We start from the raw sequence: 25,273 nt of genomic DNA on the forward strand, positions 1-25,273 counted from the left end.
AATGTCAGGATCGTCAATTTACATGCGCAGCAAACCTCTATTATCGCACTCGCCGCTCTGGTTTCCTACTGTTCCGGCGATTATCGCGTCGGTCCTGTTACCGGCTGCGCTGGCCCATGCTCAGAGTCAGGAGCAGGCTAAGCAGGCAACTCCCGCACCAGCGACTTTTGCCGAGGATATTGCGCAGCGCCGCAGTTCAGCTGCGAATCCTGTCAAGCCGGAACCGCCACTGGAAGTGACCGCCTTAAAAGTCTGGGGGCGCACAGACCGTTTCGTGCATTTCGAAAAAGAAGTCGAAATGACGCGCGGTGATCTGCGCCTGAAAGCCGACAAGGCAACCTACCGCTTTCTCGAAGATGAAGCGGAAGCAGAAGGGCAGGTCAGTCTGACGCGCAATGGCGATTGCTATGACGGCGACCGTGTGCGCGTACAACTGGAGCGCCGTACCGGTTTTGTCGAAAATCCTGTGTATCGCCTGATACGGAATCATGCGCAGGGGCAGGCGAAACGCATCGATTTTCTGGATGAAGAACGTTCGGTGGTGCATCAGGGAACTTACAGTACCTGTCAGGGCGTGAGTCCCGACTGGTATCTGAAAACCGAGACACTGCAGCTGGATACCGGGCTGGATACGGGGACAGCCAGCCGTTCTGTGTTGTACTTCAAAGATACGCCGATTCTGGTGGCGCCTTCGATTACCTTTCCGCTGTCCAGCGCACGTCACTCCGGGTTTCTGCCACCGGTAACCGGCGCGACATCGAAGGGCGGTGTTGAATTTGGCTTGCCGTATTACTGGAATATCGCGCCTAACCGCGACGTGACACTGTATCCGAAAATTATCAGCCGTCGCGGTTTGCAACTGGGTGCGGAAGCGCGCTATCTGGGCGAGCAGTACCGTGGTGAATCCACGCTGGAGGGTATCGTCGGCGATCGTCAGACCAGCACTAACCGCTATGCGCTGACATCGCTGCATGAGCAGTACCTGATGCCGGATCTGAAATTATCGTGGAACCTGAACATGGCTTCTGATGATAATTATCCGACCGATTTTTCGAATTCGATTACCAAGACCTCCGTCCGCTTATTGCCGCGTGATCTGCAACTGAGCTACGGCGGTTCATTCTGGAATGCTTCGTTTCAGGCCAGTGGCTATCAGGTGCTGCAGGATGTGAATGCACCGATTACACGTCCGTATGACCGCTTGCCGCAACTGCAACTGCATGCAGAGCAACTGGATGTCGGCGGGTTTGATATGAGCGTCGATACGATGCTGACCCGTTTCTGGCATCCGGATCTGGTGCGAGGTGACCGTGCTGTGGTAGCGGCGAATCTGTCGCTGCCGTTTGTGCGTTCAGGTTATTTCATTAAACCTCAGGTCAGTGTGCATGCCACCAATTACCATCTGGTGAATCCTTCCGCCAAACAGGATGCGGATGCACATCGCGTGGTACCGATATTTTCCCTCGACAGCGGGCTGGTTTTTGAGCGCGATACCCGTTTGTTCGGCCGTGATTTCACGCAAACGCTGGAACCGCGTTTGTACTACGTGAATATTCCGTATCGTGATCAGAGTCGTTTGCCGAATTTTGACAGCGCGCCTGCCGACTTTAACTTCGCACAGATTTTCACGGAAAACCGCTTTGTCGGTCAGGATCGTATCGGTGACGCGAATCAGGTGACGACTGCGCTGGTGTCTCGCTATCTGGAAAACGATGGTTCTGAGCGTCTGAAACTGGCAGTCGGGCAACGTTTTTACTTCAATCATCAGCGCGTGACGCTGGACAATGCACCTAGCCCGAGCCGCTCAGATTTGTTGCTGGCCGCAACCGGTCGCTGGTCATCCACGCTGAGCGGCGATCTGGCATTTCAGTTGAGTCAGAGTAACCGCCGTGCGATTCAGACCAGCTATTCGGTGCAATGGCAGCCGGAAGCGAAGAAGGTGCTGAATCTCGGTTACCGCTTCCAGCGTGACTCGCTGGAGCAAGTCGATATTTCCGGTCAGTGGCCGCTGGCAGATCGTTTGTACGGTGTGGGCCGGGTTAATTACTCGCTGATGGATAAGCGTGTCGTCGACGGGATAGCTGGCCTTGAATATAAAGCAGACTGCTGGTCGCTGCGTTTTGTCGCGCAGCGTTTTGCCACCAGCACTACAACCAGCAATACTGGCTTTTCACTGCAGCTGGAATTGACCGGTCTGGCACGTCTTGGCGTCGGTGGAAACCCGCTGGAAGCGCTGAAACGGAATATTGCCGGTTACCAGTCAGTCTCTGAGCGTTAATTAACGGATACTATTCTGCTGACGCAAACAGTCGAATGCAAAACCGGATTCATGTCCGTACAGGGATGACCCGTGTTGCAGTACTGAGGGAACCGGGTGCTGTGCCGGCGCGGTTTCCGGTTTATGAATTTCCTGCCAGCGTGTATATTGCAGGCTTTGTGCTTTAAGAGGGCGTTTTGCCCGGGTTGCTTCAATCAACTATTATTTATGCGACAATTTTTCTTCATGAAACAACGCACTTTGTTTACCCTGATCGCTGTATCAGCCGGTTTGTTCGCGCAATCTCCCGCCATCGCTCAACTGAAGCAGGCAACCTCGGTATCCGCACCGGCCAGCAAACCAAAGCTGGTGAACAGTATTGTTGTGGTCGTCAATGATGAAGTGATCACACGTCAGGAACTGAACGAACAGATCAGTGCGCTGGAAAAACGTCTGAAGGCACAGGGAACACAGGCGCCGAATCGTGCTGAACTCGAGAAACAGCTGGTCGAACGTATGATTCTGGACCGCGCGCAAATTCAGCTGGCCAAAGAAAACGGTATGCGTGTCGATGATCTGACGCTGGACCGTACGCTGGTCAAAATGGCTGAGCAAAACAAAATGTCGTTGCAGGAAATGCGTAATCAGATTGAGCGTGAAGGTACGCCGTACGCAAAATTCCGTGAAGAAATCCGCGATGAAATCATGATGCAGCGGATTCGCGACCGTGAAGTTGAAAGCAAACTGTTTATTTCTGAAAGCGAAGTCGACAACTATCTCGCACAGGAAAGCGCCGGTAAAGCAGCGAAGCAGGAACTGAATCTGGCGCATATTCTGGTTCGTTTGCCGGAAAACGCAACTGCTGAACAGATTTCAGCGAAACGTGCACGCGCCGAAGAAGTCGCAGCCAAACTGCAGGCTGGCGAAGATTTCGGTCGTCTGGCTGTTACTTACTCTGACAGCGCAGAAGCACTGAAAGGCGGCGATATCGGCTGGCGTGAACAGGACAAAATTCCGCCACTGTTTCTGGATGCCGTCGCGAAATTGCAGCCTGGACAGGCATCGGCAATTATCCGCAGCCCGAATGGTTTCCATATTCTGAAACTGAATGGTAAGCGCACCAATGACGGTAAAGCAGGCAGCGATCTGGTACAGCAATCACGCGTGCGTCATATCCTGATCAAACCAACGCAGATCGTGCCGGATGCGGAAGTGCGTCAGAAACTGGCAGATCTGAAAAAGAAAATTGAAGCAGGACAAATTTCCTTTGAAGATGCGGCGAAAGCCAATTCTGTCGATAGTTCGGCAGCCAAAGGCGGTGAACTGGGCTGGATTTTCCCGGGTGATGCACTGGTGCCGGAATTTGAGCAAGCGATGAACAAGCTCAAGGTCAATGAAATCAGTGAGCCGGTACAAACCCAGTTTGGCTATCATCTGATTCAGGTGCTGGAGCGTAAATCCGATGAGCAGTCAAAAGACCGCAAACGCGCCGCGGCACGTCAGGCTTTGCGTGAACGTAAATTCGATGAAGCGCTGCAGGAATGGTTGCGCGAACTGCGTGACAAAACTTATGTTGAATACCGTACGGAAGAAAAATAATGTCTGAATCCGGATTGCCGGTTCTCGCTGTCACCACAGGAGAGCCGGCAGGTATCGGGCCGGAAATTTCTCTGCGTGCAGCCTGGTCGCTGCGCCATGAGGTCCGGCCCGTTCTTATTGGTGACGCCGCTTTTCTGGCGATGATTGCGTCAGAACTTGATCCCGACATCCGTCTGCAGGCGACGAATATGGCGGCAGTTCGTCATACCGGTTTGCCGGCTGGTTTGCCGGACCGGATTACGGTACTGGATTGTCCGTTGAAGGCGCATGTGCGGCCCGGTATTCCGGATCCACGTAACGGGCGCAGTGTTGTTCAGACGCTGGATATCGCACTGGAAGCAATACGTGATGGCTGGTGCGATGCGATGGTGACTGCACCGGTACAAAAGTCTGTGATCAATGATGCCGGTGTGCCGTTTTCCGGTCACACCGAATATCTGGCTGAAAAAACGCATACCGATCGCGTCGTAATGATGCTGGCTTGTGAAGCCAATGCGCATTTGCCGTATCCGTTGCGGGTTGCGCTGGCAACCACGCATCTGCCATTGCGTGCTGTACCGGACGCGATTACCGAAACATTGCTGATGGAAGTATTGCGCATCACCGATGCGGATTTGCGAACCAAATGGGGTATCTCTGCACCGAAAATTCTGGTCTGCGGACTGAACCCGCATGCCGGTGAAAACGGTTATCTGGGACGCGAAGAACTGGATGTGATCATTCCGGCGCTGGCAAAAGCGAAAGCGGCCGGTATCGATGTACACGGCCCGTATCCGGCTGATACTCTGTTCCAGCATAAATATCTGGCACAGGCCGATGCGGTACTGACGATGTATCACGATCAGGGTTTAACCGTGCTGAAACATGCCAGTCTGGGGCAGGGTGTGAATGTCACGCTGGGCTTGCCTGTGATACGGACGTCGGTCGATCACGGTACGGCACTGGATGTGGCTGCGCAGGGTACCGGTCTGGCAGATGCCGGCAGCATGCAGGTCGCGATGCGGGTTGCCGCGTCCATGATCAAAAAATAATGGAATTTTCATGAAACATATTGCAAGAAAACGCTTTGGCCAAAACTTTCTGACCGACGATGGCGTACTGCATCAGATTATCCGTGGCATTGGTCCCGGCAAAGATGATGTGATGGTGGAAATCGGACCGGGTCTGGCGGCAATGACGAATTTGTTATTGCAGGCGATGCCGCATATGCATGTGGTGGAGCTGGACCGCGATCTGGTCGCGCGCCTGAAAAAATCGTATCCGGCGGAGCGTCTGACAGTCCATGAAGGCGATGCACTGAAATTCGATTTTTTGTCGATTCCGGTGCCGGAAGGAAAAAAACTGCGCGTTGTCGGTAATCTGCCGTACAACATTTCCAGTCCTTTGCTGTTTCACCTTGCGACGATTTCTGAGCACGTACTGGATCAGCATTTTATGCTGCAGAAAGAAGTGGTCGAGCGCATGGTGGCCGAGCCGGGTTCGAAAGTGTATGGCCGTTTATCCGTGATGCTGCAATGGCGTTATCACATGGAATTGCTGTTTGTGGTGCCACCGGAAGCCTTTGATCCGCCGCCGAAAGTAGACTCTGCGATCGTGCGTATGATTCCGCGTAAAGATGTACCGGCATGCGACGGTGCGGCACTGGAAGAGGTTGTGACCAAAGCCTTTACGCAGCGTCGTAAAGTGATTCGCAACTGCCTGAGCGGCATGTTCACCGAAGAAGAATTACTGCGGGCGGGCGCAGAGCCGCAGGCAAGACCGGAAACCATTTCCCTCGAAATCTACGTTGCACTGGCCAATTTGTGGTCGCAAAAAACACCGAAATCCTGAGCACAATGAATATCACTAAAACGAATGCATGGAAAGCTTTGCTGCAACATCGTGACCGTTTGCAGCATGTCCATTTACGCCAGTTATTCGCTGAAGACACTCAGCGTTTCAGCCATTTTTCAGCTGAACTGGATGGCTTGCTGATTGACTATTCGAAACAACGCGTTGATCGCGGTTGTATGGTCAGTCTGATTGATCTGGCGCGCGCGGCCGATGTGGAAGCCTGGCGTGACCGTATGTTTGCCGGTGAAAAAATCAATGTCAGCGAAGACCGCGCGGTATTACACACGGCTTTGCGCCATATGGATGCGACACCGTTTCCGTGTAATGAACATGATGTGATGCCGCAGGTACGCGCAGTTCGCCGCCAGATGCGGGACATCGTGGAGCGCGTGCGCAGCGGCTTGTGGCGCGGCTTTAAAGGTGATGCGATTCAGAACGTGGTGAATATCGGGATTGGCGGTTCTGATCTCGGCCCGAAAATGGCGACCCGCGCTTTATCGGCATTCGCGCATCCGCATATTAATTTTTATTACGTTTCTAATCTGGACAGTGCGCATTTATCGCCACTGCTGGAAAAGCTGGACCCGCGCACGACTTTATTCATCGTCGCTTCCAAAACGTTTACGACACAGGAAACCAGTATCAATGCGCAGACAGCGCGTACCTGGCTGATGGCGGCGGCGATGGAAGAGTGGGCGATTGCGAAACACTTTATCGCGGTATCTGCCAATACCGCCAAAGCGGCTGAGTTTGGTATTCCACCCGAAAACGTTCTGCAAATGTGGGACTGGGTCGGTGGCCGTTATTCGCTGTGGTCGGCAGTTGGTTTGTCGGTGGCATTGTCGATTGGCATGAACGGGTTTGAACGCATGCTGCAGGGTGCGCAGGCGATGGACCAGCATTTCCGCGATTCGCCGCTGGAGCAGAATCTGCCGGTGCTGATGGCACTGATTTCGATCTGGAATACCAATTTCCTCGGTGCGGAAACCACCGCGATCCTGCCGTACAACGAATCGATCCGGCATTTACCGGCCTTTCTGCAACAGCTGGAAATGGAATCGAACGGTAAAACCGTGGGCCGCGATGGTGAAGCGCTGGCTTGCCCGGCGAATCCGATTGTCTGGGGAGAAATCGGGGTTAATGGTCAGCACGCGTTCTTCCAGTTACTGCATCAGGGCGGCTGGCTGATTCCGTGCGATTTCCTGGTGGCGGCTTCCAGTGATCATCCTTTGCCCGGACATCAGGCACCATTGCTGTCGAATTGTCTGGCGCAAAGTGCAGCGCTGGCGTTCGGCAAAACCGAGCAACAGGCCCGCGAAGAGTTGCAGCAGTCCGGTATGAGTGCAGAACAGATTGCCCGTTTGTTGCCGCACAAAGTGTTTGCCGGTAATCAGCCATCGACCACAATTCTGTTGCCTGCGCTGGATCCGTTCCAGCTGGGTATGCTGATTGCGCTGTATGAGCACAAAGTGTTTGTGCAGGGCGTGATCTGGGGGCTGAACTCCTTTGATCAGTGGGGCGTGGAACTGGGTAAGCAGCTGGCCAGCCGCTTACTGCCTGCGATCATGGGGCAGTCGGAAGCAGATGCGCAGCTGGATCAGTCCACACGTGGTCTGATTGATTATTTCCGTCGTCACGGCCACGTCTGAACTGACAAAGTAAACACTGGTCTGCTGCTGGTTTTTGCGGCAGATCCGGTGAAATAACGACACTTCGACCAAATTTGCTTTGATTTGCCGCAAGGCGATTGACGATTCCTGTGCCGGATTGCTATAAAGCATTGTTGCTTTCAGGAATAGTGTGATGGTCTGGTTGGGTTTTCTGGCAGGATTAGTGCTGTTATTTGGATTGAGTATCTGGTTTCTTGTGCAGGCGATGCGTCAGGTGACGAAAACAGAGGCGTCGCCCTATCCGGCATATTCTGCAGACAATTCCCGGCTTTCGGCTGAAAGCCATTCTTCACATTAGCATCAACGCCGGATATGCGCTGATCTGATCTGCTCAGACTCAGAAAACAAAAAAGCACGGTTTCTGTTGCAGGAAACGGTGCTTTTTTATTTTCTGCGACAGAAATTGCAGGCGGCAACTCAGAACTGATTCGGGATGCCGCTGCGCCCCTCAAAATGCCTCAAATGCGGTGTTCTGCATAGCGATCCGGCGGTCGTCGGCAGAAAGTCTGGTCGTCCGGAAAAGCGAAATGACGAATATTGCACATTACTGTTGTCATCCGACTTTATTCGTTGAAAGCAAAACGGGCTGCATCAAGCAGCCCGTTTGTGTTGTCAGCGTCGTTGCGGGGATCAGAGCGTGACTTCGCTGCTGCGCTGAATCAGTTCAATTTTGTAACCATCCGGGTCCTGCACGAAGGCGATGACGGTAGTGCCGCCTTTGACCGGACCGGCTTCACGGGTCACGTTGCCGCCTTTGGCTTTCACCGCCTCGCAGGCTGCGTAGGCATCCGGTACGGCAATCGCGATATGGCCGTACGCGGTGCCCAGATCATAGCTTTCCACGCCGTAGTTATAGGTCAGCTCCAGTTCTGCATGTTCCGGATTACGTCCGTAGCCGAGGAATGCCAGTGTGTATTTGTATTCCGGGTTATCCGAAGTGCGCAGCAGGCTCATGCCCAGTACGCCGGTATAAAAATCGATAGAGCGCTGTAAGTTGCCAACGCGCAGCATGGTATGAAGAATACGCATCTTTTTTCCTGTCAGATCATGCGCCGGACTGCAAACAGACCGGCAAATTAAACAAAGCTGCCTTTACAAAGGCAGGGATGAAATCGGGTATTGCTGTAATTGTTTGCGTACCTCGCGGTACGCCGGATAAATCAATTCCACCTGCGCCCAGAAGCGCGGGCTGTGGTTCATTTCGCGGCGATGCGCCAGTTCGTGCGCCACCACATAGTCGATCATGCTTTCCGGCAAAAATATCAGTCGCCAGTTCAGCCTGATTTCGCCTTTGCTTGTGCACGAACCCCAGCGCGTGCGGGCAGAAGATAAATGCAGGCTGCTGATGCTGACGCCCAGCCGTGATGCAGCTGCACGAATCTTTTGTTCGAAAACCTGTAAGGCTTGTTTGCGCAGCCAGCCTTCGATCAGCAGACGGCTTTTTGCTTCATCCAGCTGTGCGGAAGCCGGCAGATCCAGCCAGCGGGCGTCGGTCAGCGCGACGCGCTTGCATTCCGGCACAAAGCGCAATTGCAGGGAAGTCCCCATGAACGGCAGCAACGCACCATCATTCCACTGCTGCGTTTCACGCTGACGTGCCGGCCGGTTTTTCTGTTCGGTAATCTTATTCAGAATCCAGCGCTGTTTGGCGATGATGGCTTCTTCCACTGCTGCAATCGTTACCCGGCGCGGCGCGGTAATGTGTAATTGCGCATCCCGGATGGCCAGTCCGATAGAACGACGGCTGCTGCGGGTTAATGTGTAGGCAATCAGCTGGTCACCGCAGCGCAGCTGACGGGTACGCAGCGACGGCGGAGGTGTTTCCGGTTCTGTCGTGCGGGGTGTTGTGGCTGTCGGTGCAACTGGCGGAAGTGGTTGTTGCGGTGGTGGTTGCGTGGCAAGCGGTTCCCTGACCGGAGTGCGCGGTGCTGTCACCAGATCGCTGAATAAATCCAGCTGCAGGGCGAGTTGTAGCGCGCGGTCAAAAACCTGGGAAACGGGCATGAAGGCTGTTGGTGTTATGCAGACAAACGCCAACTTTACAGGATTTTTTGCGGATGTGCAGCGCAGGCAGCGCTGCACCGGAAAGTGACCGGTTCGCGTGCTGGCGAACCGGTGTGCGGCGAATTATCAGGCTGCCGCTTTATCCTGATAGGAGTGTGGTGCAATCACACGCATTTCGCCTTCAATCCAGCTTTCCACTTCCTGCATCAGTTCGCCGGCATCTTTGCCTTCGCTGGAAATCGGTTTGCCAACCGAGACGATGACTTTGCCCGGACGCTTGATGAAACTGTTTTTCGGCCAGAACTCACCGGAGTTCAGTGCAACCGGAATCACCGGTGATTTTGTCGCAACGGCAAGGCGGGTTCCGCCCATTTTATACGTACCTTTTTTGCCGACCGGTATCCGTGTGCCTTCCGGAAACATCACAATCCACTGACCATCTGCCAGACGGCGTGTGCCGTGGCGTACCACATGGTTGAACGCATCTTTGCCTTTGCTGCGGTCAATCGGAATCATACGCAGCAGCGCAATTGCCCAGCCGAAAAACGGCAGATACAGGATTTCTTTTTTAAATACAAACACCAGCGGGCGCGGTGTCATGGTCATCAGGAAAATGGTTTCCCATGCGGACTGATGTTTTGCCAGCAGAATTGCGGGGCTGTCAGGGAAGTTTTCTCTGCCACGAACTTCGTACTCAATGCCGCAGATAATGCGGGCAGCAAAGATGATGAAGCGGTTCCACATCGATGTCACTTTGTAGCGCTGCACATACGGCAGAAACGCAAAGCACATGCTGACCGGTGCCCAGATCACGGTGGCAGTGATCATGACCAGTAAGAAAATCAGTGAGCGGATAAATAAAAAAATACGATACATAAAGTCCCCATACAGGCCGGTGAATTACTCACCGGACAGGCTGTTATTTTGTTCGAGCAAATGGTCAACGACGCTGGCAAGATCTGCAAAAACACCGGTGCCTGGTGGCAGGCCTCCTTTTTCCAGTGTTTTTTTGCCTTTTCCGGTTTGCACCAGATACGGGCGGCAACCGGCAACAAAGCCAGCTTGTAAATCCCGCAGCGAATCGCCGACGGTAGGTACGCCTTTCAGGCTGGTGTCATAGCGGCGGGCGATTTCATGAAACATACCTGCACGTGGTTTGCGGCAATCGCAGTTATCGTCCGCCATATGCGGACAATAAAACACCGCATCGATGGTGGCACCGGCTTGTTGCGCCAGCTGATGCATCTTCTGATGGATCGCATTCAGCGTCGTCATATCAAACAAACGGCGGCCAACGCCGGACTGATTGGTTGCCACCACCACGGTGTAGCCCGCCTGATTCAGACGGGCGATTGCCTGCAGCGATCCGGGAACCGGCACCCATTCTTCCGGTGATTTAATGAAGGCGTCGGAATCATGATTGATGACACCATCGCGATCTAAAATAATCAGTTTCATCGGTGCTCTCCCGGACGTTTGCATCAGGCCGCCAGTTTAGAAATGTCTGCTACCTGATTCAGCATGCGGTGCAGGCTGGCCAGCAGGGACAGACGGTTCAGACGCAGCGCAGGATCTTCTGCATTCACCATCACGTCCGCAAAGAACTGATCGACTTCCGGACGAATCGCGGCCATGGCTTTCAGCGCCTGTGTGAAATCAGAACCGGTAAACGCAGCATCGACCTCCGGACGAATACGCTCAACCGCCTGTGCCAGCGCGATTTCCGCAGCTTCCGTCAGTAATGCGGTGTTGACGTCGCCCGGTGTGATATCCGATTTTTTCAGGATATTGGTGATCCGTTTGTTCGCAGCAGCCAGTGCTTCGGCTTCCGGCAATCCGGCAAACACTTTCACCGCTTCCAGACGTTCATTCAGATCCGCCAGTTGATCCGGCGTCTGCGCAACAACCGCTTCGACTTCATTCTGCGCAAAACCGCGTTCGCGCAGCTGACCGCGCAGACGGTCGTACAGGAAGTTCAGGATATCGGTGCGGCTGTCAGTGAACTGCGCATTACCGGCAAACAGTGCAACGGTCTGATCCAGCAGCGTATTCAGGGACAATGGCAAACGTTTTTCCAGCAGCATACGCAGGATGCCCAGCGCATGACGGCGCAGCGCGAACGGATCGCGATCGCCGGTTGGTTGCAGGCCAATGCCCCAGATACCGACCAGGGTTTCCAGTTTGTCTGCCAGCGCGACGATGGTACCAGTGGTGGTTGCAGGCAGTGCATCACCGGCAAAGCGCGGCTGATAATGTTCCGCCGCAGCCGCAGCCACTTCTTCATGCTCACCGTCATGGCGCGCATAGTAAGCACCCATGATGCCTTGCAGTTCCGGGAATTCGCCGACCATATCGGTCAGCAGATCGGTTTTTGCCAGCAATGCTGCCCGCTCGGCCAGTGCCACATCGGCGTTCAGGCTGGCGGCAATTTTGCCTGCCAGCTGGCGCACACGTTCAGTACGTTCTGCCTGTGTACCCAGTTTGTTGTGATACACCACGCTGGCCAGTTGCGGCAGGCGGGATTCCAGAGTTTTCTTTTTATCCTGTTCAAAGAAGAACTTCGCATCGGACAAGCGCGGACGCACAACGCGTTCGTTACCGCCAATGATGTGTTCCGGCGTACTGGTTTCCAGATTCGACACAATCAGGAAGCGGGAACGCAGTTTGCCGTTGCTGTCGGTCAGGGCAAAATATTTCTGGTTGGTCTGCATGGTCAGAATCAGGCATTCCTGCGGTACGGACAGGAATTCCTGTTCAAATTCGCAGGCATACACCACCGGCCATTCGACCAGCGCGCTGACTTCATCCAGCAGCGATTCCGGCATCAGTACCAGATCGTCACCAGCTTTTTCCAGCAATGCGCTGCGGATGCGTTCTTTACGTTCAGCGAAGCCCGCAATGACTTTGCCCTGTTCACGCAGCGCATCAGCATAAACGGAGGCGTTGCTCAGGCTGATCTGACCCGGCGCAAGGAAGCGGTGACCTTCGGTGATACGGTCACTCTGCAAACCCAGCAGCGACAAAGGAATAATCTGATCATCCAGCAGCGCAGTCAGACGGTGTACCGGACGCACGAAATGCACGGTCTGCCCATCGTGACGCTGATAGCTCATCACTTTCGGAATCGGCAGTTTGGCGACGGCTTCTTCCAGCGTGGTTTGCAATGCCGGTGCCAGCGCAGAGCCCGGTGCCGTATAGCTGTAGAAGAAGGCTTCTGCCTTGCCATCCACTGCACGTTCCAGCTGTGCCAGCGTTACATCCGGAAAGCCCATCGCAGCCAGTTTTTTCGCCAGCGGTGCGGAAGGATTGCCTTCTTTATCCAGTGCCACAGTCACCGGCAATACTTTTTCACGCATCGCTTTATCCGGCGATACAGCGCGTACACCTTTGATGCTGACGGCCAGACGGCGCGGCGACGCAAAGCTTTCTGCGCTGAAATCATCGTTCAGAAAATCGCGTGCTTTCAGGCCGGCAACCATTGCGGAAGAAAACGCATCGCCCAGTTTTGCCAGCGCTTTCGGCGGCAGTTCTTCGGTAAATAATTCAACTAATAATGTCTGATTCATATTCATATCCTGATGACTTGCTGTGCAAGTACTGATTCTGGTTTAAGCCTCAGTGCTGACCGGCGCCGGTTTGTGCGGATCGTTTTCCGCGCACATCGGGAAACCCAGCGCTTCGCGTGATGCGTAATACGCAGCGGCAACCGCGCGTGACAAGTTACGGATACGGCCGATATAGGCAGCACGTTCGGTGACGGAAATCGCACCGCGCGCATCCAGCATATTGAAGGTGTGTGCTGCTTTCAGAATCATTTCGTAGGCAGGCAGTGCCAGCGACTTTTCGGTGACAGCCAGCAGACGCTTCGCTTCTGCTTCGTAGTTGGTGAACAGCGAGAACAGGAATTCGGTATTCGAATATTCGAAATTGAAGGTCGATTGTTCGACTTCGTTCTGATGGAATACGTCACCGTAACGCAGGCGCACAGTCTGGCCATTCTCTTCGCGTTCAGTCCAGATCAGGTCGTAGACGTTTTCCACACCTTGCAGATACATCGCCAGACGTTCCAGACCATAGGTAATTTCGCCCAGAATCGGTTTGCAATCGAGGCCGCCGACTTGCTGGAAGTAAGTGAATTGCGTGACTTCCATACCATTCAGCCAGACTTCCCAGCCCAGACCCCATGCGCCCAGTGTCGGGTTTTCCCAGTCGTCTTCCACGAAGCGGATATCGTTTTGTTTCAGATCCAGACCCAGCGCTTCCAGCGAGCCCAGATACAAGTCCAGAATATTGGCCGGTGCCGGTTTCAGCACAACCTGATACTGGTAATAGTGCTGCAGACGGTTCGGGTTTTCACCGTAACGGCCGTCTTTCGGACGGCGGGAAGGTTGCACATAGGCTGCACGCCATGGTTCAGGGCCAATGGCACGCAGGAAGGTGCCGGTGTGCGATGTCCCTGCGCCCACTTCCATATCGTACGGTTGCAACAGGGCGCAGCCTTGCTTGTCCCAGTATTCTTGTAACTTGAGGATAATTTGTTGAAATGTGAGCATCGTTTGATCTGCCTGATACGCCCCATCCGGGGCTGAGTTAATGTTCGTGAAACCCTTGATTTTACCCCAGAAACAGCGTGTTTCAGCGCTTCCGGGGTATGCGTGACCTGCTTTTACGCTGCACTGCCGCACAGCCTGTCGTATCTGCTGCGCTGCATCCTCTGAACTGGTTGCCACGGATGTGGTCAGAAGGTATAAATTCTGACGCTCCGCATGATGAAAATGTTAAGTTCACACGGAAATGCTGTATATCCGGTCAAAAACGGGCGTATAACAATCCATTGATCAGAAAAATAACCGGCGCAGCCGGAGGGAGACTACCAGCGCATGGAACCAAACCAACCGCAAGGCAGCGATATCCGCGAGCATCCCGTCAGTGTCTGGGTGGCACAGCTCGGGCAGTTTTTGCAACTGAATGCGGAAGATACAGGCCGACAGACGGTGGCCAGCCATTTGTTGCAACTGATCGTTGCGATGCCGGGTGTACAGGAGGCCAGAATCTGCTGGCAGGATCTGACCGGTGCGGATGAAGTCGGTTCGGTGAGCGCCGGTGATGGAAGCACGCCGCCGCTGACAGTGCAGTACAAGGGTGATGACGGATTCAGTTTGCTGCTGCACTTACGCGCCCATCCGCTGATGCATGCAACGCTGGAGGGCTGGCTGCGTGGCATGCTGCCGGTAGCGGCCGGTCTGATGGCAGGTGCAAAAGCGGATGAAGATATCGCGTTATTCAGCGCAATGACAGCACAGAGCCCCTTTGCAGTGCTGATTCTGAATGCTGCCGGTGAATTGATTTACGCCAATCAGGCATACGCGGTCAGCAGTGGTTACTGTCCGGAGGATCAGCGTGGTCAGCAAGTGTTATGGCGTTCCGGCGATGGCTTTGATAACCGCCTGCGCGGTCAGCTACTGGCTCTGAAGGAGGGCGAATGCTGGGAAGGCGAGATTCTCAGCAAACGCGCTGACGGCAGACATTTCTGGGAGCAGCAAACCGTCAGTGTGCTGACACACAACGGAACCGTTACCCATCTGGTGGCAATACGCCGGGCGCTGAGTCATGCGCAACGCCAGTTGCGCGAAGTGGAGCAAGCGCTGTTGCTGCGCGAGCAGGCACTGGTGTCCAGCAGCAATGGCATCATGATTACCCGCAGCGATGCGACCGATCATTCGATTGTGTATGTGAATCCTGCGTTTGAAAAAATCACCGGTTACAGCGCGGACGAAGTGATCGGCCGCGAAGGACGTTTTCTGGTTCGTGATGATTTGCAGCAACCCGATCTGGAAGAAATTCGTACCGCACTGCGCGAAAAGCGGGCAGGAACTGCCTTGTTGCGTAACTACCGTAAAGATGGAACTCAGTTCTGGAATGAGTTACACATCTCGCCGGTAAAAGATGCGCAGGGCGCTGTCACCACCCATTTCGTCAGCGTGATTAATGATGTCAGTGAGCGGGTGCGCTACCAGAAGGAACTGGAATATCAGGCCACACATGACAGCCTGACCGGACTCGCGAACCGCAGTCTGCTGAACGACAGGATTGCGCAGGCAATTGCATGGGCGAAGCGAAGCGGCTTATTTGCCGGTGTACTGTTGCTGGATCTGGATCACTTTAAACTGATTAACGATGCATCCGGTCACGGTGCCGGTGATGAAATGCTGCGTCAGGTCGCGGCGCGTCTGACCCAGTGCGTGCGTGATACGGATACAGTCGCCCGTCTCGGCGGTGATGAATTTGTGGTCGTGCTGACCGATCTGGCAGACACTGCCGATATTGATGTAGTCGCAGAAAAAATTCTGCAGACACTGGCACGCCCGATTCTGATTCAGGATCAGGAAATTTTTGTGACAGCCAGCATCGGTACGTCGGTATATCCGCGAGACGGTGACCATGGTGAAATTTTGTTGCGCTACGCCGATATTGCGATGTACCGCGTTAAGGAACACGGCCGTAACAGCGTGCGCCAGTTCATTCCCGAAATGGGGCAGAACGCGATCAGCCGGCTGAACATGGAAGCGGCCATGCGGCGCGGTCTGGAGCAGAATGAATTTCTGCTGCACTTTCAGCCCAAGATTGATTTGCTGACGCGAAAAGTCGTAGGCGCAGAAGCACTGATACGCTGGCAGCATCCGCAGATCGGCCTGATTCATCCCGTGGAATTTATCGGCATAGCCGAAGAAAGCGGGCTGATCATTCAGCTCGGAGAATGGGTGCTGCGCCATGCCTGCGAACAACAAGTGCGCTGGCGTGAAGCCGGCATGCCTGAGCTGCAAATGGCGGTGAATATGTCCTCCCGCCAGTTCCGGCAGGATGATCTGGCCAGCCGTGTCGCTCAGATCATTGCCGATACCGGCATCCGGCCAGCGCGTCTGACACTGGAACTGACAGAAAGCATGGTGATGCAGGATTTAAACAGTACACTGGCGACCCTGCGTTCTCTGAAGAATCTGGGGGTATCGATTTCGCTGGATGATTTCGGTACCGGATATTCCAGCCTGTCTTATCTGCGCCGTTTCCCCATCGATGAATTGAAAATCGATAAGTCATTCATCAACGACATTCATACCAATCCGGATGATGCGGCGATTGCCAGTGCAGTGATTGCAATGAGCCTGAGTCTGGGGCTGGATGTCGTCGCTGAGGGTATCGAAAATGCAGAGCAGGCCGCACAATTGCGCGAAATGAAATGTCATCAGGGCCAGGGCTATTATTTTTCACGCCCGGTCGAAGCTGAGCAGTTTGCTGCTTACATCAGACGACAGGAGGACTGATCCATGCAGGCACTGGAATGGCAGAAAATCAGCGAGGAAGCACTGGCACGCTTACTCAGCGATGCAGAGCTGAAAAGTTCAGCGGCGGTAGGTAACGGTACGCTGTACCAGTTACTGCTGGAAGGTCAGGAACAGATTGTGATCAGTCTGCCTGCTGGTGAAGTCGTGCTGATAAAAGGCGCAGGCACTAATACAAAAGGAAGAAGGAAAGTGGATATTCATGAAGGGTGAGCGTCAGCAGGCAGTAGTGCGGGACGGCAGCAGAACGGACAACAATGAAACAGGGGCTGCACAACCGGCACCGGCACTGCCGCTATTTGCCGGATTGTCAGCCGCGCACATACATATCGTCACCAGCGCGGTGCAGGCAGAACAGGCGGTGCAGGATTTATTACGACAGCAGGTGATAGGTTTTGATACCGAAACCCGGCCGGTTTTTCAGCGCGGTGTACAACATACCGGGCCGCACCTGATTCAGCTGGCGACACAGACCGATGCTTACCTGATTCCGGTACGTGACCAGAATGACAGCGCGGTGAGTGCGATGCTGAGTAGTGTGCTGGAACATCCGGACATCATCAAAGCCGGTTTTGGTTTATCTGATGACTTGCGTTCAGTAAAACGCAAACTGGGCATCAGCGTGCAGAATGCCGTGGATCTGGCGCGTTTGCTGCGCGAGCGTAAGCAATCAGAAGTCGGAGCGAAAAAAGCCAGTGCAGTCTATCTGGGAGTGGACCTGCCGAAATCCAAACGGATTTCCACTTCGGACTGGTCGCAGTTTCCGCTGAGTGAAAAACAAATACAGTATGCCGTGAATGATGCGCTGAGCGCATTACGCATTTATGAATGCTGGAAGCGTGACGGCCGTAAGCCGATACGCTGAACTCTGAACGGCATTTTTTGTCTAATCCATCTGTTTTGAAAAAAATAAACATGAAACAACGCTGGAAAATTGCAGGCTTTGCAATCTTGTCCTTGTGCTGCAGCTATGCGGCAGCAGACAGCCTGACGGATCTGAAATCGGCGCTCGGGCGTTATCCCGGCACCACGATGCTGAAAGCAACTGTGGAAGCAAAAGTGCTGAACCGTAACGGTGAAGGGAAAGATCAGGAAGAAATCAATGGCAGCGCCAGTCTGACGGTGGAAGACGGCCCGCGCGGTTTGCAAATGCATTTCGGTCGTGAGACCTTGCAGCGCGTGGAGCAGGAAGAGCGGGCCAAAGAAAAAGACAGTAAAGCGCGTTCGCCGGTCAGCGTGGCGATGCGTGAACTGGGTATATCGGATTTGCGCACCATGACATCCTCTGCGCCGCAACTCAGCCGCAGACTGGAAAAAGCCGTGCTGCGCAGTGAGCGTCAGGATGTGCTGAACGGTAAGAACGTCAGGGTGCTGAACTTTGAAATTCCGATAGATAAGCTCAGTGAAAAAGATAAAAAGTATATTAAGAAGTATGACGGCACGCTGGAAGTCTGGATTGATAGCGACGGTACGCCTTTGCAAATGAAAGCAACCGAGGTGATGTCCGGTCGCGCGTTTGTTGTGATCAGCTTTGAAGCCAGAGATGAAGAACAACTGACCTTTGGTGTCGCCGGAGACCGTCTGGTCGTGCTGAAAAAAGAGCGCCGCGTCAGCAGCTCCGGTGCCGGTGAGCGCGCTGATAGTCGCGTGAATAAATCTTTACAAATTTTGTCCTGAGTTTTCAGGGGGAGCCGCAGTCTGACCGACTGCTTTTTTGGGGAAATTAGGTCTTATGAATACCACTACATCCTTATCCGGATGGCGTTCTGCCTGTGCTGCAGCGCTGCTGATCGGCCTGCTGGCCGGTAACTGGACACCGGAGGCACATGCGCGCAGTCTGGCTGCTGAAGCCAGCATCGCAGCACCTGTGCCTTCGACAGCAAAAAAAGTGATCACCCATGATGTGTATGCAAACTGGCGCTCGGTGCAGGGCACTGTGGTGTCGCGTGATGGTCAGTGGGCTGCATGGGCGCAGTCTTCGCCGGACGCGGATGGTGAACTGGTGGTGCGTAACCTGAACGATCAGCGCGAAATCCGTGTGCCGCGTGGTGAAAAACCGGTATTCAGTCAGGATGGTAAATTCGTGGCATTCAGCGTGCGTCCGCTGAAAGCTGATCTGGACAAAGCACGTAAAGAAAAGAAAAAACCGGAAGACAGCCCGAAAGCCGGAGCCGGTCTGCTGAATCTGGCAAGCGGTAAAACCGAATTACTGGAACGCGTCAAACAATTTGCATGGCCTCAGGAAGGTCCGGCCATACTGGCAGTGCTGATGGAAGCAGCGGAAGCGAAGAAAGAAGAAAAAAAACCGGAAGCAGCCAAAGATGAGGACGACGATCAGGCGCGTCCCGCAGCAGCGGCCGCAGCCGGTGCACGTAAAAAAGATGCCGGTAATGAATTCATTCTGTGGCATGCCGCCGATGGCAAGCGCGAAAAATATCAGGATGTAACGGATTTCGCGTGGGCGAAAAACGGTGGATTGCTGGCGCTGAATATCAAAACAACGCCGAAAGAAGCACCGAAAGAAGCACCGAAAGAAGCACCGAAAGAAGCCGCGAAAGAAGCGAAGAAAGACGAAAAAAATACCAAAGCGGAAGCGACTGCCGATGCTAAACCGGCCGCAGAAAGTGCACCGGCAAAAGCAGCAGAAGTCAGCCGTGACGGTGTCTGGATCATCGTGCCGGGCAGTGCAGCTGTGCAGGTATTCAAAGGCGCTGGCGTAACCAAGCATCTGGTCGCTGACGAAAAAGGAACGCAGATTGCCTTCCTCAGCAGCCGCGAAGATTTCCAGCGCAAACAGGCGGAAAAAGCAGCGAAGAAAGCAGAAAAATCTGAAAAATCCGATAAGCCTGCAGATGCTGCAGCGGAAAAAGAAGACCCTGCCGTATTTGATTTGTATCACTGGCAGCGCGACAGCAAAACCGATGCAGTGATTGCCGTGAATGCCGCAACTGCCGGTATGCCAGCAGGCTGGGGCGTCAGCGAATTTGCTGAGCCTGGTTTCAGTGAAGACGGTGCCCGTCTGTTCTTCGGTACCGCTGCGTTACCGAAAGCAGAACCGAAAGATGCGCCGGAGCCGGTGAAAGTGGACCTTTGGCACTGGAAAGACCCGGAGCTGCAATCAGTACAGAAAATCCGTGCTGATAAAGATAAACAAAAAAATTACCGCGCTGTTTTCCATCTGGCAGACAAACGTTTTGTGCAGTTAGGCACTGCAGAAATTCCGTCGGTGCTGGTGAATGAAAACGCCGGTTATGCACTGGGTGTCAGCGATGTGCCATACAAGCAACTGTTGTCTTGGGATGGTTCTTATCGTGATTATTATGCGATTGATCTGAAAACCGGTCAGTCGAAAAAGCTGGCGGAAAAACAGCGCGCTTTCCCTAGCTTATCGCCATCCGGCCAGTACGTTCTTGGATTTGATGTGAATACCTATCAGTGGAATGCATGGCGTACCAGCGATGGTCAGCGTATAGACCTGACCAGCAAAACCCGCGCCCGTTTCCATGATCATGAACACGATACGCCGGAACCGCGTTCTGCTTACGGCTATGCAGGCTGGACAGCGAACGACCGCAGCGTCGTTTTGTATGACCGTTACGACCTGTGGGAAATCGAACCGCAAACCGGCAAAGCAGTGAATCTGACCGCCGGTGCAGGTCAGAAGGCGCAAACCCGCCTGCGTTATGTGAATCTGGAAAATAACCGTAACGAGCCGATGGATGATGGCCCGGTAGTCGACAGCAAAGCGCTGCCGGCGATGCCGTGGATGTTGTCTGCGCTGGCAGATAAAGATTTATCCACCGGTTTGTACCAGTTGACCGCAGCCGGAAAAGAGCCGCGTAAGCTGGTGCAGGACGCGCACTTGTACAGCAGCCTGATTAAAGCGAAAAATGCAGACCGTGTTTTATTCGCACGTCAGTCGTTCACAGAATTCCCGAATCTGTGGAGTACCGATCTGAATCTGAATACACCGAAACAGATTTCTGATGTGAATCCGCAGCAGAAAGAATACAACTGGGGTACGCAGGAACTGATCGAATACACCACAACCGATGGTCGCAAACTGCGTGCGTTGCTGGCGAAACCGGAGAATTTTGATCCGGCGAAGAAGTACCCGATGATGGTCTACATCTATGAAAAGATGACGGACAATCTGCATCTGCATGTACCGCCCGGCCCGAGCCAGAACATCAACGTCACCCGTTACCTGAGCAATGGCTATGTGGTGCTGCGTCCTGATATTACTTACACCACCGGCCATCCGGGGCAGAGTGCGCTGAAGGCCGTGACTGGCGCGGTGAATAAAGTCGTGGGCATGGGCTTTGTCGATGCGAAGCGTATCGGTATTCAGGGTCACAGCTGGGGCGCGTATCAGATCAATTACCTGATCACGCAAACCAATATGTTCCGCGCAGCGGAAGCCGGTGCATCGATGGCAAACATGACCAGTGGTTACGGTGGTATCCGCTGGGGTGCCGGTGTCAGCCGTGCCTTCCAGTATGAAACCGGCCAGAGCCGTATGGGTGGCACACCATGGAATAAGACGAAAGAATATATTGAGAATTCGCCGCTGTTCCATATCGACAAAGTGCAGACGCCGTGGCTGACCAAGCACAATGATGAAGACGATGCAGTGCCGTGGTATCAGGCGATTGAATTCTTCACTGCCTTGCGCCGTCTGAACAAAGAAGCTTACTGGTTCAACTACAACGGTGAAAAACACGGCTTGCGTGACCGTGAAAACGTCAAGCATTACACCGTGCACATGGCAGAGTTCTTCGATCACTTCCTGCTCGGCAAACCGCGTCCGGAGTGGATGGAGAAACCGACTCCGTATCTGGAACGCGGCAAGCGTGATGTGACACCGCTTTTTAAACCGGCGCTGAAAAAAGCCAGTGATCCGACGGTGGAAAAAGCAGCGACAACATCTGCAGAAAAAACACCAGCAGCAACACAAAAAGCGGCAGAATAAAGCAGCACGCCGCAGGTAATACCAATCGCCAGCCTGTGCTGGCGATTTTTTTTGAGGAAAAACATGAGCAATCAGATCAGCGCACAGGAACAGCAGATGCTGCAGCAAGGCATACAAGCCGTTGCAGCGCATTTGCAGCAAAAGATCGCCGCCGGTGCAGACAGCGTCAGCGTAATCCGCTTTGTACACCGTCAGCTGGATCAGATTGCCGATGCGCCGGGGCCGCAGGGCATGACGCTGGCCTGCGCTGCCGGTTGCGATCACTGCTGTCGCCAGTTAAAGCAAATTGAAATCAGTGAAGCCGAGGCGGATCTGATGCTCAGCGTTTTCACCGACGCTGCGCAACAACAAGCATTACTGCAACGCTTGCAGCAAAGTGAAGCCACTGCAGCGCATCAGCCTTGCGTGATGCTGGAGCAGGGACGATGTTCCGTGTATGCAGTGCGCCCCGGTGTCTGCCGTAAAGCGCATTCGTATGATGCGGCGGCTTGTGCCGCGCTGAGTGAAGATGTACCGCAGAATCTGGAGCGGGTGCTGCGTTCAGAAGCGATGCTGTTGGGCTTGCGTGCGGTGCTGACACCGGCGCAAAGCCGCGTCGCACCGGTGAATCAGGCCTTGCTGGCAGCGGCTGCCAGAGCAGGCTGGTTCAGCGCTGATGCCAGCCAGTCCTGACGGTGGATCACATAGGTATCCACATCCGTCTCATACCAGCGTTCCAGTCCGCGATACTGCATGCCGAGTTTTTTCATTACATGCGATGAAGCATGATTAGCGGGATCGCAAATCGCCATCAGCAATTCCCCCTGCAGGGTATGAAACGCAAAGTTCGCCATGCAGACCGCCGCCTCAGTCGCCAGTCCCTTGCCCCACTGATCTTTGCGCAAACGCCAGCCGATTTCCAGCGGCTGCGCCGGATCACGGTTTAAATGCTGTATGCAACCGGCACCAGCCAGCTGGCCGCTGTCTTTGTCTATCCACGCCCACCACGAATATCCGAGCCGCTGCCAGGCAGCCCCAATGCGTTCGATACCGGCCAGCGTATCCGCTTCGGTATCCGGTTTTCCGGTGATGTAACGCATCACCTCCGCATCACTGTTCATCGCGCGCAATCCCTCAAAATGCGCCATGCTGATGGGTTCCAGACGCAGTCTGGCCGTGTGCAGTATCGTCATATTCCGGCTCCTGAAATGGATAAACACAGACGAGGCAGCGTAATCAGAAGATGCTGAAAAGTAAAGATGTTCGCGGATGAGTGCTCAGAAACGGCTCAGAGGCACTGAAAATGCCTCAAATGCGGAGTTCAGCACAGCGATCCGGCGGTCGTCGGCAGAAAGTCTGGTCGTCCGGAAATGGCAGATGCGGATATTGGCACAGAGAAGATAATTTCGGTGTGTCTTGCGCACTCGGCACACCAGACAAAAATGCCGTTCCACCAGCAGGCGGAACGGCATTTTTTGTACTGTTTGCAGCGCTGATCCGGCAGAGCCGGATCAGCAAACTGGCAGGAATTACTTGCGGAAGCGGGCTTCTGCGACCTGATCGGCAACGACGCTGGTTGGCAGGTTGTCTGCGTCAGCGCGCTGGAATACTTCGGTCAGGGTGTCGGCGATGCGGCGTACGTGGGCGTCCATGCCGTCTTCCGGTGTGTTCATGTATTCGTAGCAGACTTTGATAATGCCGCCGGCGTTGATTACGAAGTCCGGTGCGTACAGGATGCCTTGTTCACGGCAGGCGATACCCATGTCCGGTGTGGACAACTGGTTATTCGCTGCACCGGCGATGATTTTCGCTTTCAGGCGTTTCAGGGTGTCCGGATTCACGGTGGCGCCCAGTGCGCATGGTGCGTAGATGTCAGCCTGTACGTCGTAGATTGCGTCGGTACCAACGATTTCTGCGCCCAGTTCTTCTTTGGCACGTTTCAGTGCGCCTTCATCGATATCGGAAACGATCAGTTTTGCACCGGCTTCTTTCAGGCGGCGTGCATAATCATAACCAACGTGACCCAGACCTTGCAGGGCAACGACCAGACCTTCGAGGCTGTCGCGGCCCAGTTTGTGTTTTACCGCAGCTTGTGCACCAACGAAACAACCCAGCGCAGTGAACGGAGACGGATCACCGCGATCGCCCAGACCGGCAACGTATTTTGTTTTGCTGGCAACATTTGCCATATCAGCAGGGCTGGTGCCGACGTCTTCTGCCGTGATGTAACGACCACCCAGACGTTCCAGTGCTTCGCCCAGTGCTTCAAACAGTGCAGGGGTTTTATCGGTTTTCGGATTACCGATAATCACGCTCTTACCGCCGCCGATAGGCAGGCCGGCAACGGCGTTTTTGTAAGTCATGCCGCGCGACAGGCGCAGTACATCGCGTACTGCTTCGGCTTCGGTCGCGTAGTTCCACATACGGCAACCACCCATGGCAGGGCCGAGGTTGGTGTTGTGAACGGCGATAATGGCTTTCAGGCCGGACTTGGCTTCAGAGGCAAAAACGACTTGTTCGTGATTGTCAAAATTGATTTCGTTAAATACAAAAGCGGTCATGCTTATGGCTCCGCGTGGAAGAACTGAACCGGAATGCCGGATAAGGCGGGCTCATCTGTCCACAAAAAGTGAATGAAAAAAGGTGATTAAGCGACTTCTGATGCTGAAAACGGGTGTCCCGGCATGCGGGTTGATGCCTGACCGGGGCGGGCGGTGATTGTGTCACGCGGGGCAGAGTATAAAGCGAAGCCCTGTTCAGGGGCAAATGCGGATGCTGCGTAGTGCGGCAAATTTACGCCGCGTCGTCGAGTGCAGGCTGGTGAATTAACTGATGTAATTCCTGCAGGAAACGATCCTGAGTTTTGACGCAGGAACCGGCGGAGTAGACATTCATAAATCCGTGGCTGGTGCCGCGTATCAGTTCTGCCTGATGGCCGCGCTTGTATAAGTCCGCCACCAGTTCTGCCGGTTTAAACGCCACTTCCTGTTCTGCAAAGATTAAACGGGTAGGGCAGACCGGCCGCACATTGCGTGCATCGCGGATACGCGAACCATAAAACAACACTGCCTGTTGTATACCGGCAAATTCTGCATGGGCAGATGCCATCCACACGGCACTGGCACCTGCACTGAAACCAATGATGTAACGCAGGCTGGACTGATAGCGTTGCTGGATATCGCGCACCTTGCGTGCATAGGCAGCAACACCGCCATTCACCACAAAGCTCTGGTAGGCATCCGGTTCGGTATCGAAGTGAAAACCGGCTTCGTCGAAGGGCGACACAATTACGGCTTGTACATTCAGGGTGCGCAGCATCGCATCCACAGCCGGCGTGTGTCCGAACACATCCGTAACCAGCATGACAACAGGGGCAAGTGCTTCAGCAGACATCCGTACCAACGACGATCCAAAAGAAAGGTCGCGAAGGGTACAAGAGTTTGCGCTCACTGGCAAGTAGTTGCCCGAAAGGCGCGTTGACATATGGCAGAAATGCAAACGATACTTGCAGGAATTTGCCGGATTTAACGACAAATGGAACTAGTCTGCGCGAATTTTGTCTCAGCCCGTTTGTATTTTCCCCGCCTTACCCCGGCTTTGCAGCTGTTTTTACCGGAGA

20 protein-coding genes are annotated in these 25,273 nt (G+C 54.1%); 11 read left to right on the plus strand and 9 right to left on the minus strand.

Annotated features, from left to right (window positions below):
• Positions 1 to 22: 22 nt before the first annotated feature.
• The 5 genes from IE092_RS13295 (at position 23) to pgi (ending at position 7,338) form a co-directional block, all read left to right on the plus strand.
• Positions 23 to 2,278, plus strand: coding sequence for an LPS-assembly protein LptD (locus IE092_RS13295; protein WP_189357676.1), 2,256 nt, complete (start codon positions 23 to 25; stop codon positions 2,276 to 2,278).
• A gap of 225 nt (positions 2,279 to 2,503) precedes the next feature.
• Entirely contained in the window at positions 2,504 to 3,856 is a 1,353-nt protein-coding gene (locus IE092_RS13300) for a peptidylprolyl isomerase (RefSeq protein WP_229793166.1), read from the plus strand.
• Positions 3,856 to 4,887, plus strand: coding sequence for a 4-hydroxythreonine-4-phosphate dehydrogenase PdxA (gene pdxA, locus IE092_RS13305; RefSeq protein ID WP_189357678.1), 1,032 nt, complete (start codon positions 3,856 to 3,858; stop codon positions 4,885 to 4,887). Before IE092_RS13300 ends, pdxA begins: the two co-directional genes overlap by 1 nt.
• A 10-nt stretch (positions 4,888 to 4,897) precedes the next feature.
• Complete coding sequence (rsmA, locus tag IE092_RS13310; RefSeq protein ID WP_189357679.1) at positions 4,898 to 5,686, plus strand: 16S rRNA (adenine(1518)-N(6)/adenine(1519)-N(6))-dimethyltransferase RsmA; 789 nt, start codon at positions 4,898 to 4,900, stop codon at positions 5,684 to 5,686.
• 5 nt (positions 5,687 to 5,691) lie between these two features.
• Positions 5,692 to 7,338 carry a glucose-6-phosphate isomerase gene (gene pgi / locus IE092_RS13315; protein WP_189357680.1) on the plus strand — a complete coding sequence of 549 codons (1,647 nt, stop codon included), beginning with the start codon at positions 5,692 to 5,694 and terminating at the stop codon, positions 7,336 to 7,338.
• 651 nt (positions 7,339 to 7,989) lie between these two features.
• Here pgi and gloA read toward each other — a convergent pair.
• The 6 genes from gloA to glyQ form a co-directional block, all read right to left on the minus strand.
• Complete coding sequence (gene gloA / locus IE092_RS13320) at positions 7,990 to 8,388, minus strand: lactoylglutathione lyase (protein WP_189357681.1); 399 nt, start codon at positions 8,386 to 8,388, stop codon at positions 7,990 to 7,992.
• 63 nt (positions 8,389 to 8,451) lie between these two features.
• Positions 8,452 to 9,363 carry a M48 family metallopeptidase gene (locus IE092_RS13325; RefSeq protein WP_189357682.1) on the minus strand — a complete coding sequence of 304 codons (912 nt, stop codon included), beginning with the start codon at positions 9,361 to 9,363 and terminating at the stop codon, positions 8,452 to 8,454.
• Between the two features lie 126 nt (positions 9,364 to 9,489).
• Complete coding sequence (locus tag IE092_RS13330) at positions 9,490 to 10,239, minus strand: lysophospholipid acyltransferase family protein (RefSeq protein ID WP_189357683.1); 750 nt, start codon at positions 10,237 to 10,239, stop codon at positions 9,490 to 9,492.
• Positions 10,240 to 10,263: 24 nt separating this feature from the next.
• Complete coding sequence (gene gmhB / locus IE092_RS13335) at positions 10,264 to 10,821, minus strand: D-glycero-beta-D-manno-heptose 1,7-bisphosphate 7-phosphatase (protein WP_189357684.1); 558 nt, start codon at positions 10,819 to 10,821, stop codon at positions 10,264 to 10,266.
• 23 nt (positions 10,822 to 10,844) lie between these two features.
• Positions 10,845 to 12,929 (minus strand): glycine--tRNA ligase subunit beta, encoded by a 2,085-nt coding sequence (gene glyS / locus IE092_RS13340; protein ID WP_189357685.1) that lies wholly within the window; start codon positions 12,927 to 12,929, stop codon positions 10,845 to 10,847.
• A 42-nt stretch (positions 12,930 to 12,971) separates the two neighbouring features.
• Complete coding sequence (gene glyQ, locus IE092_RS13345) at positions 12,972 to 13,916, minus strand: glycine--tRNA ligase subunit alpha (RefSeq protein ID WP_189357686.1); 945 nt, start codon at positions 13,914 to 13,916, stop codon at positions 12,972 to 12,974.
• Between the two features lie 327 nt (positions 13,917 to 14,243).
• Here glyQ and IE092_RS13350 point away from each other — a divergent pair, with 327 nt between their 5' ends.
• The 6 genes from IE092_RS13350 to IE092_RS13375 all read left to right on the plus strand — a co-directional run bounded on the left by IE092_RS13350 (position 14,244) and on the right by IE092_RS13375 (position 22,347).
• Positions 14,244 to 16,685 carry a putative bifunctional diguanylate cyclase/phosphodiesterase gene (locus IE092_RS13350; protein ID WP_189357687.1) on the plus strand — a complete coding sequence of 814 codons (2,442 nt, stop codon included), beginning with the start codon at positions 14,244 to 14,246 and terminating at the stop codon, positions 16,683 to 16,685.
• A gap of 3 nt (positions 16,686 to 16,688) precedes the next feature.
• Positions 16,689 to 16,916, plus strand: coding sequence for a hypothetical protein (locus IE092_RS13355; protein ID WP_189357688.1), 228 nt, complete (start codon positions 16,689 to 16,691; stop codon positions 16,914 to 16,916).
• Positions 16,906 to 17,568, plus strand: a complete 663-nt coding sequence (locus tag IE092_RS13360) for a 3'-5' exonuclease (RefSeq protein WP_189357689.1) — start codon at positions 16,906 to 16,908, stop codon at positions 17,566 to 17,568. Before IE092_RS13355 ends, IE092_RS13360 begins: the two co-directional genes overlap by 11 nt.
• A 50-nt stretch (positions 17,569 to 17,618) precedes the next feature.
• Complete coding sequence (locus IE092_RS13365) at positions 17,619 to 18,380, plus strand: hypothetical protein (protein WP_189357690.1); 762 nt, start codon at positions 17,619 to 17,621, stop codon at positions 18,378 to 18,380.
• Between the two features lie 55 nt (positions 18,381 to 18,435).
• Positions 18,436 to 21,675 (plus strand): S9 family peptidase, encoded by a 3,240-nt coding sequence (locus IE092_RS13370; protein WP_189357691.1) that lies wholly within the window; start codon positions 18,436 to 18,438, stop codon positions 21,673 to 21,675.
• Between the two features lie 63 nt (positions 21,676 to 21,738).
• Positions 21,739 to 22,347 (plus strand): YkgJ family cysteine cluster protein, encoded by a 609-nt coding sequence (locus IE092_RS13375; protein ID WP_189357692.1) that lies wholly within the window; start codon positions 21,739 to 21,741, stop codon positions 22,345 to 22,347.
• On the opposite strand, the gene IE092_RS13380 is transcribed toward IE092_RS13375, so the two are convergent.
• From IE092_RS13380 to IE092_RS13390, 3 genes are all read right to left on the minus strand, one after another.
• Complete coding sequence (locus IE092_RS13380; protein ID WP_189357693.1) at positions 22,284 to 22,847, minus strand: GNAT family N-acetyltransferase; 564 nt, start codon at positions 22,845 to 22,847, stop codon at positions 22,284 to 22,286. The genes IE092_RS13375 and IE092_RS13380 overlap by 64 nt on opposite strands.
• A 336-nt stretch (positions 22,848 to 23,183) precedes the next feature.
• Positions 23,184 to 24,215, minus strand: a complete 1,032-nt coding sequence (locus tag IE092_RS13385) for a Leu/Phe/Val dehydrogenase (protein WP_189357694.1) — start codon at positions 24,213 to 24,215, stop codon at positions 23,184 to 23,186.
• A 232-nt stretch (positions 24,216 to 24,447) separates the two neighbouring features.
• Positions 24,448 to 25,047, minus strand: a complete 600-nt coding sequence (locus IE092_RS13390) for a dienelactone hydrolase family protein (RefSeq protein ID WP_189357695.1) — start codon at positions 25,045 to 25,047, stop codon at positions 24,448 to 24,450.
• Between the last annotated feature and the right edge of the window lie 226 nt (positions 25,048 to 25,273).

It is taken from the genome of Cognatundibacterium squillarum (genome assembly GCF_014652435.1).
Classification (GTDB): domain Bacteria; phylum Pseudomonadota; class Gammaproteobacteria; order Burkholderiales; family Burkholderiaceae_D; genus Undibacterium; species Undibacterium squillarum.

Bases quoted from the DNA above. Each gene is read 5' to 3' on its own strand.
- IE092_RS13295 (WP_189357676.1), top strand. From the start codon at position 23: ATGCGCAGCAAACCTCTATTATCGCACTCGCCGCTCTGGTTTCCTACT.
- IE092_RS13300 (WP_229793166.1), top strand. From the start codon at position 2,504: ATGAAACAACGCACTTTGTTTACCCTGATCGCTGTATCAGCCGGTTTG.
- pdxA (WP_189357678.1), top strand. From the start codon at position 3,856: ATGTCTGAATCCGGATTGCCGGTTCTCGCTGTCACCACAGGAGAGCCG.
- rsmA (WP_189357679.1), top strand. From the start codon at position 4,898: ATGAAACATATTGCAAGAAAACGCTTTGGCCAAAACTTTCTGACCGAC.
- pgi (WP_189357680.1), top strand. From the start codon at position 5,692: ATGAATATCACTAAAACGAATGCATGGAAAGCTTTGCTGCAACATCGT.
- gloA (WP_189357681.1), bottom strand. From the start codon at position 8,388: ATGCGTATTCTTCATACCATGCTGCGCGTTGGCAACTTACAGCGCTCT.
- IE092_RS13325 (WP_189357682.1), bottom strand. From the start codon at position 9,363: ATGCCCGTTTCCCAGGTTTTTGACCGCGCGCTACAACTCGCCCTGCAG.
- IE092_RS13330 (WP_189357683.1), bottom strand. From the start codon at position 10,239: ATGTATCGTATTTTTTTATTTATCCGCTCACTGATTTTCTTACTGGTC.
- gmhB (WP_189357684.1), bottom strand. From the start codon at position 10,821: ATGAAACTGATTATTTTAGATCGCGATGGTGTCATCAATCATGATTCC.
- glyS (WP_189357685.1), bottom strand. From the start codon at position 12,929: ATGAATCAGACATTATTAGTTGAATTATTTACCGAAGAACTGCCGCCG.
- glyQ (WP_189357686.1), bottom strand. From the start codon at position 13,916: ATGCTCACATTTCAACAAATTATCCTCAAGTTACAAGAATACTGGGAC.
- IE092_RS13350 (WP_189357687.1), top strand. From the start codon at position 14,244: ATGGAACCAAACCAACCGCAAGGCAGCGATATCCGCGAGCATCCCGTC.
- IE092_RS13355 (WP_189357688.1), top strand. From the start codon at position 16,689: ATGCAGGCACTGGAATGGCAGAAAATCAGCGAGGAAGCACTGGCACGC.
- IE092_RS13360 (WP_189357689.1), top strand. From the start codon at position 16,906: ATGAAGGGTGAGCGTCAGCAGGCAGTAGTGCGGGACGGCAGCAGAACG.
- IE092_RS13365 (WP_189357690.1), top strand. From the start codon at position 17,619: ATGAAACAACGCTGGAAAATTGCAGGCTTTGCAATCTTGTCCTTGTGC.
- IE092_RS13370 (WP_189357691.1), top strand. From the start codon at position 18,436: ATGAATACCACTACATCCTTATCCGGATGGCGTTCTGCCTGTGCTGCA.
- IE092_RS13375 (WP_189357692.1), top strand. From the start codon at position 21,739: ATGAGCAATCAGATCAGCGCACAGGAACAGCAGATGCTGCAGCAAGGC.
- IE092_RS13380 (WP_189357693.1), bottom strand. From the start codon at position 22,847: ATGACGATACTGCACACGGCCAGACTGCGTCTGGAACCCATCAGCATG.
- IE092_RS13385 (WP_189357694.1), bottom strand. From the start codon at position 24,215: ATGACCGCTTTTGTATTTAACGAAATCAATTTTGACAATCACGAACAA.
- IE092_RS13390 (WP_189357695.1), bottom strand. From the start codon at position 25,047: ATGTCTGCTGAAGCACTTGCCCCTGTTGTCATGCTGGTTACGGATGTG.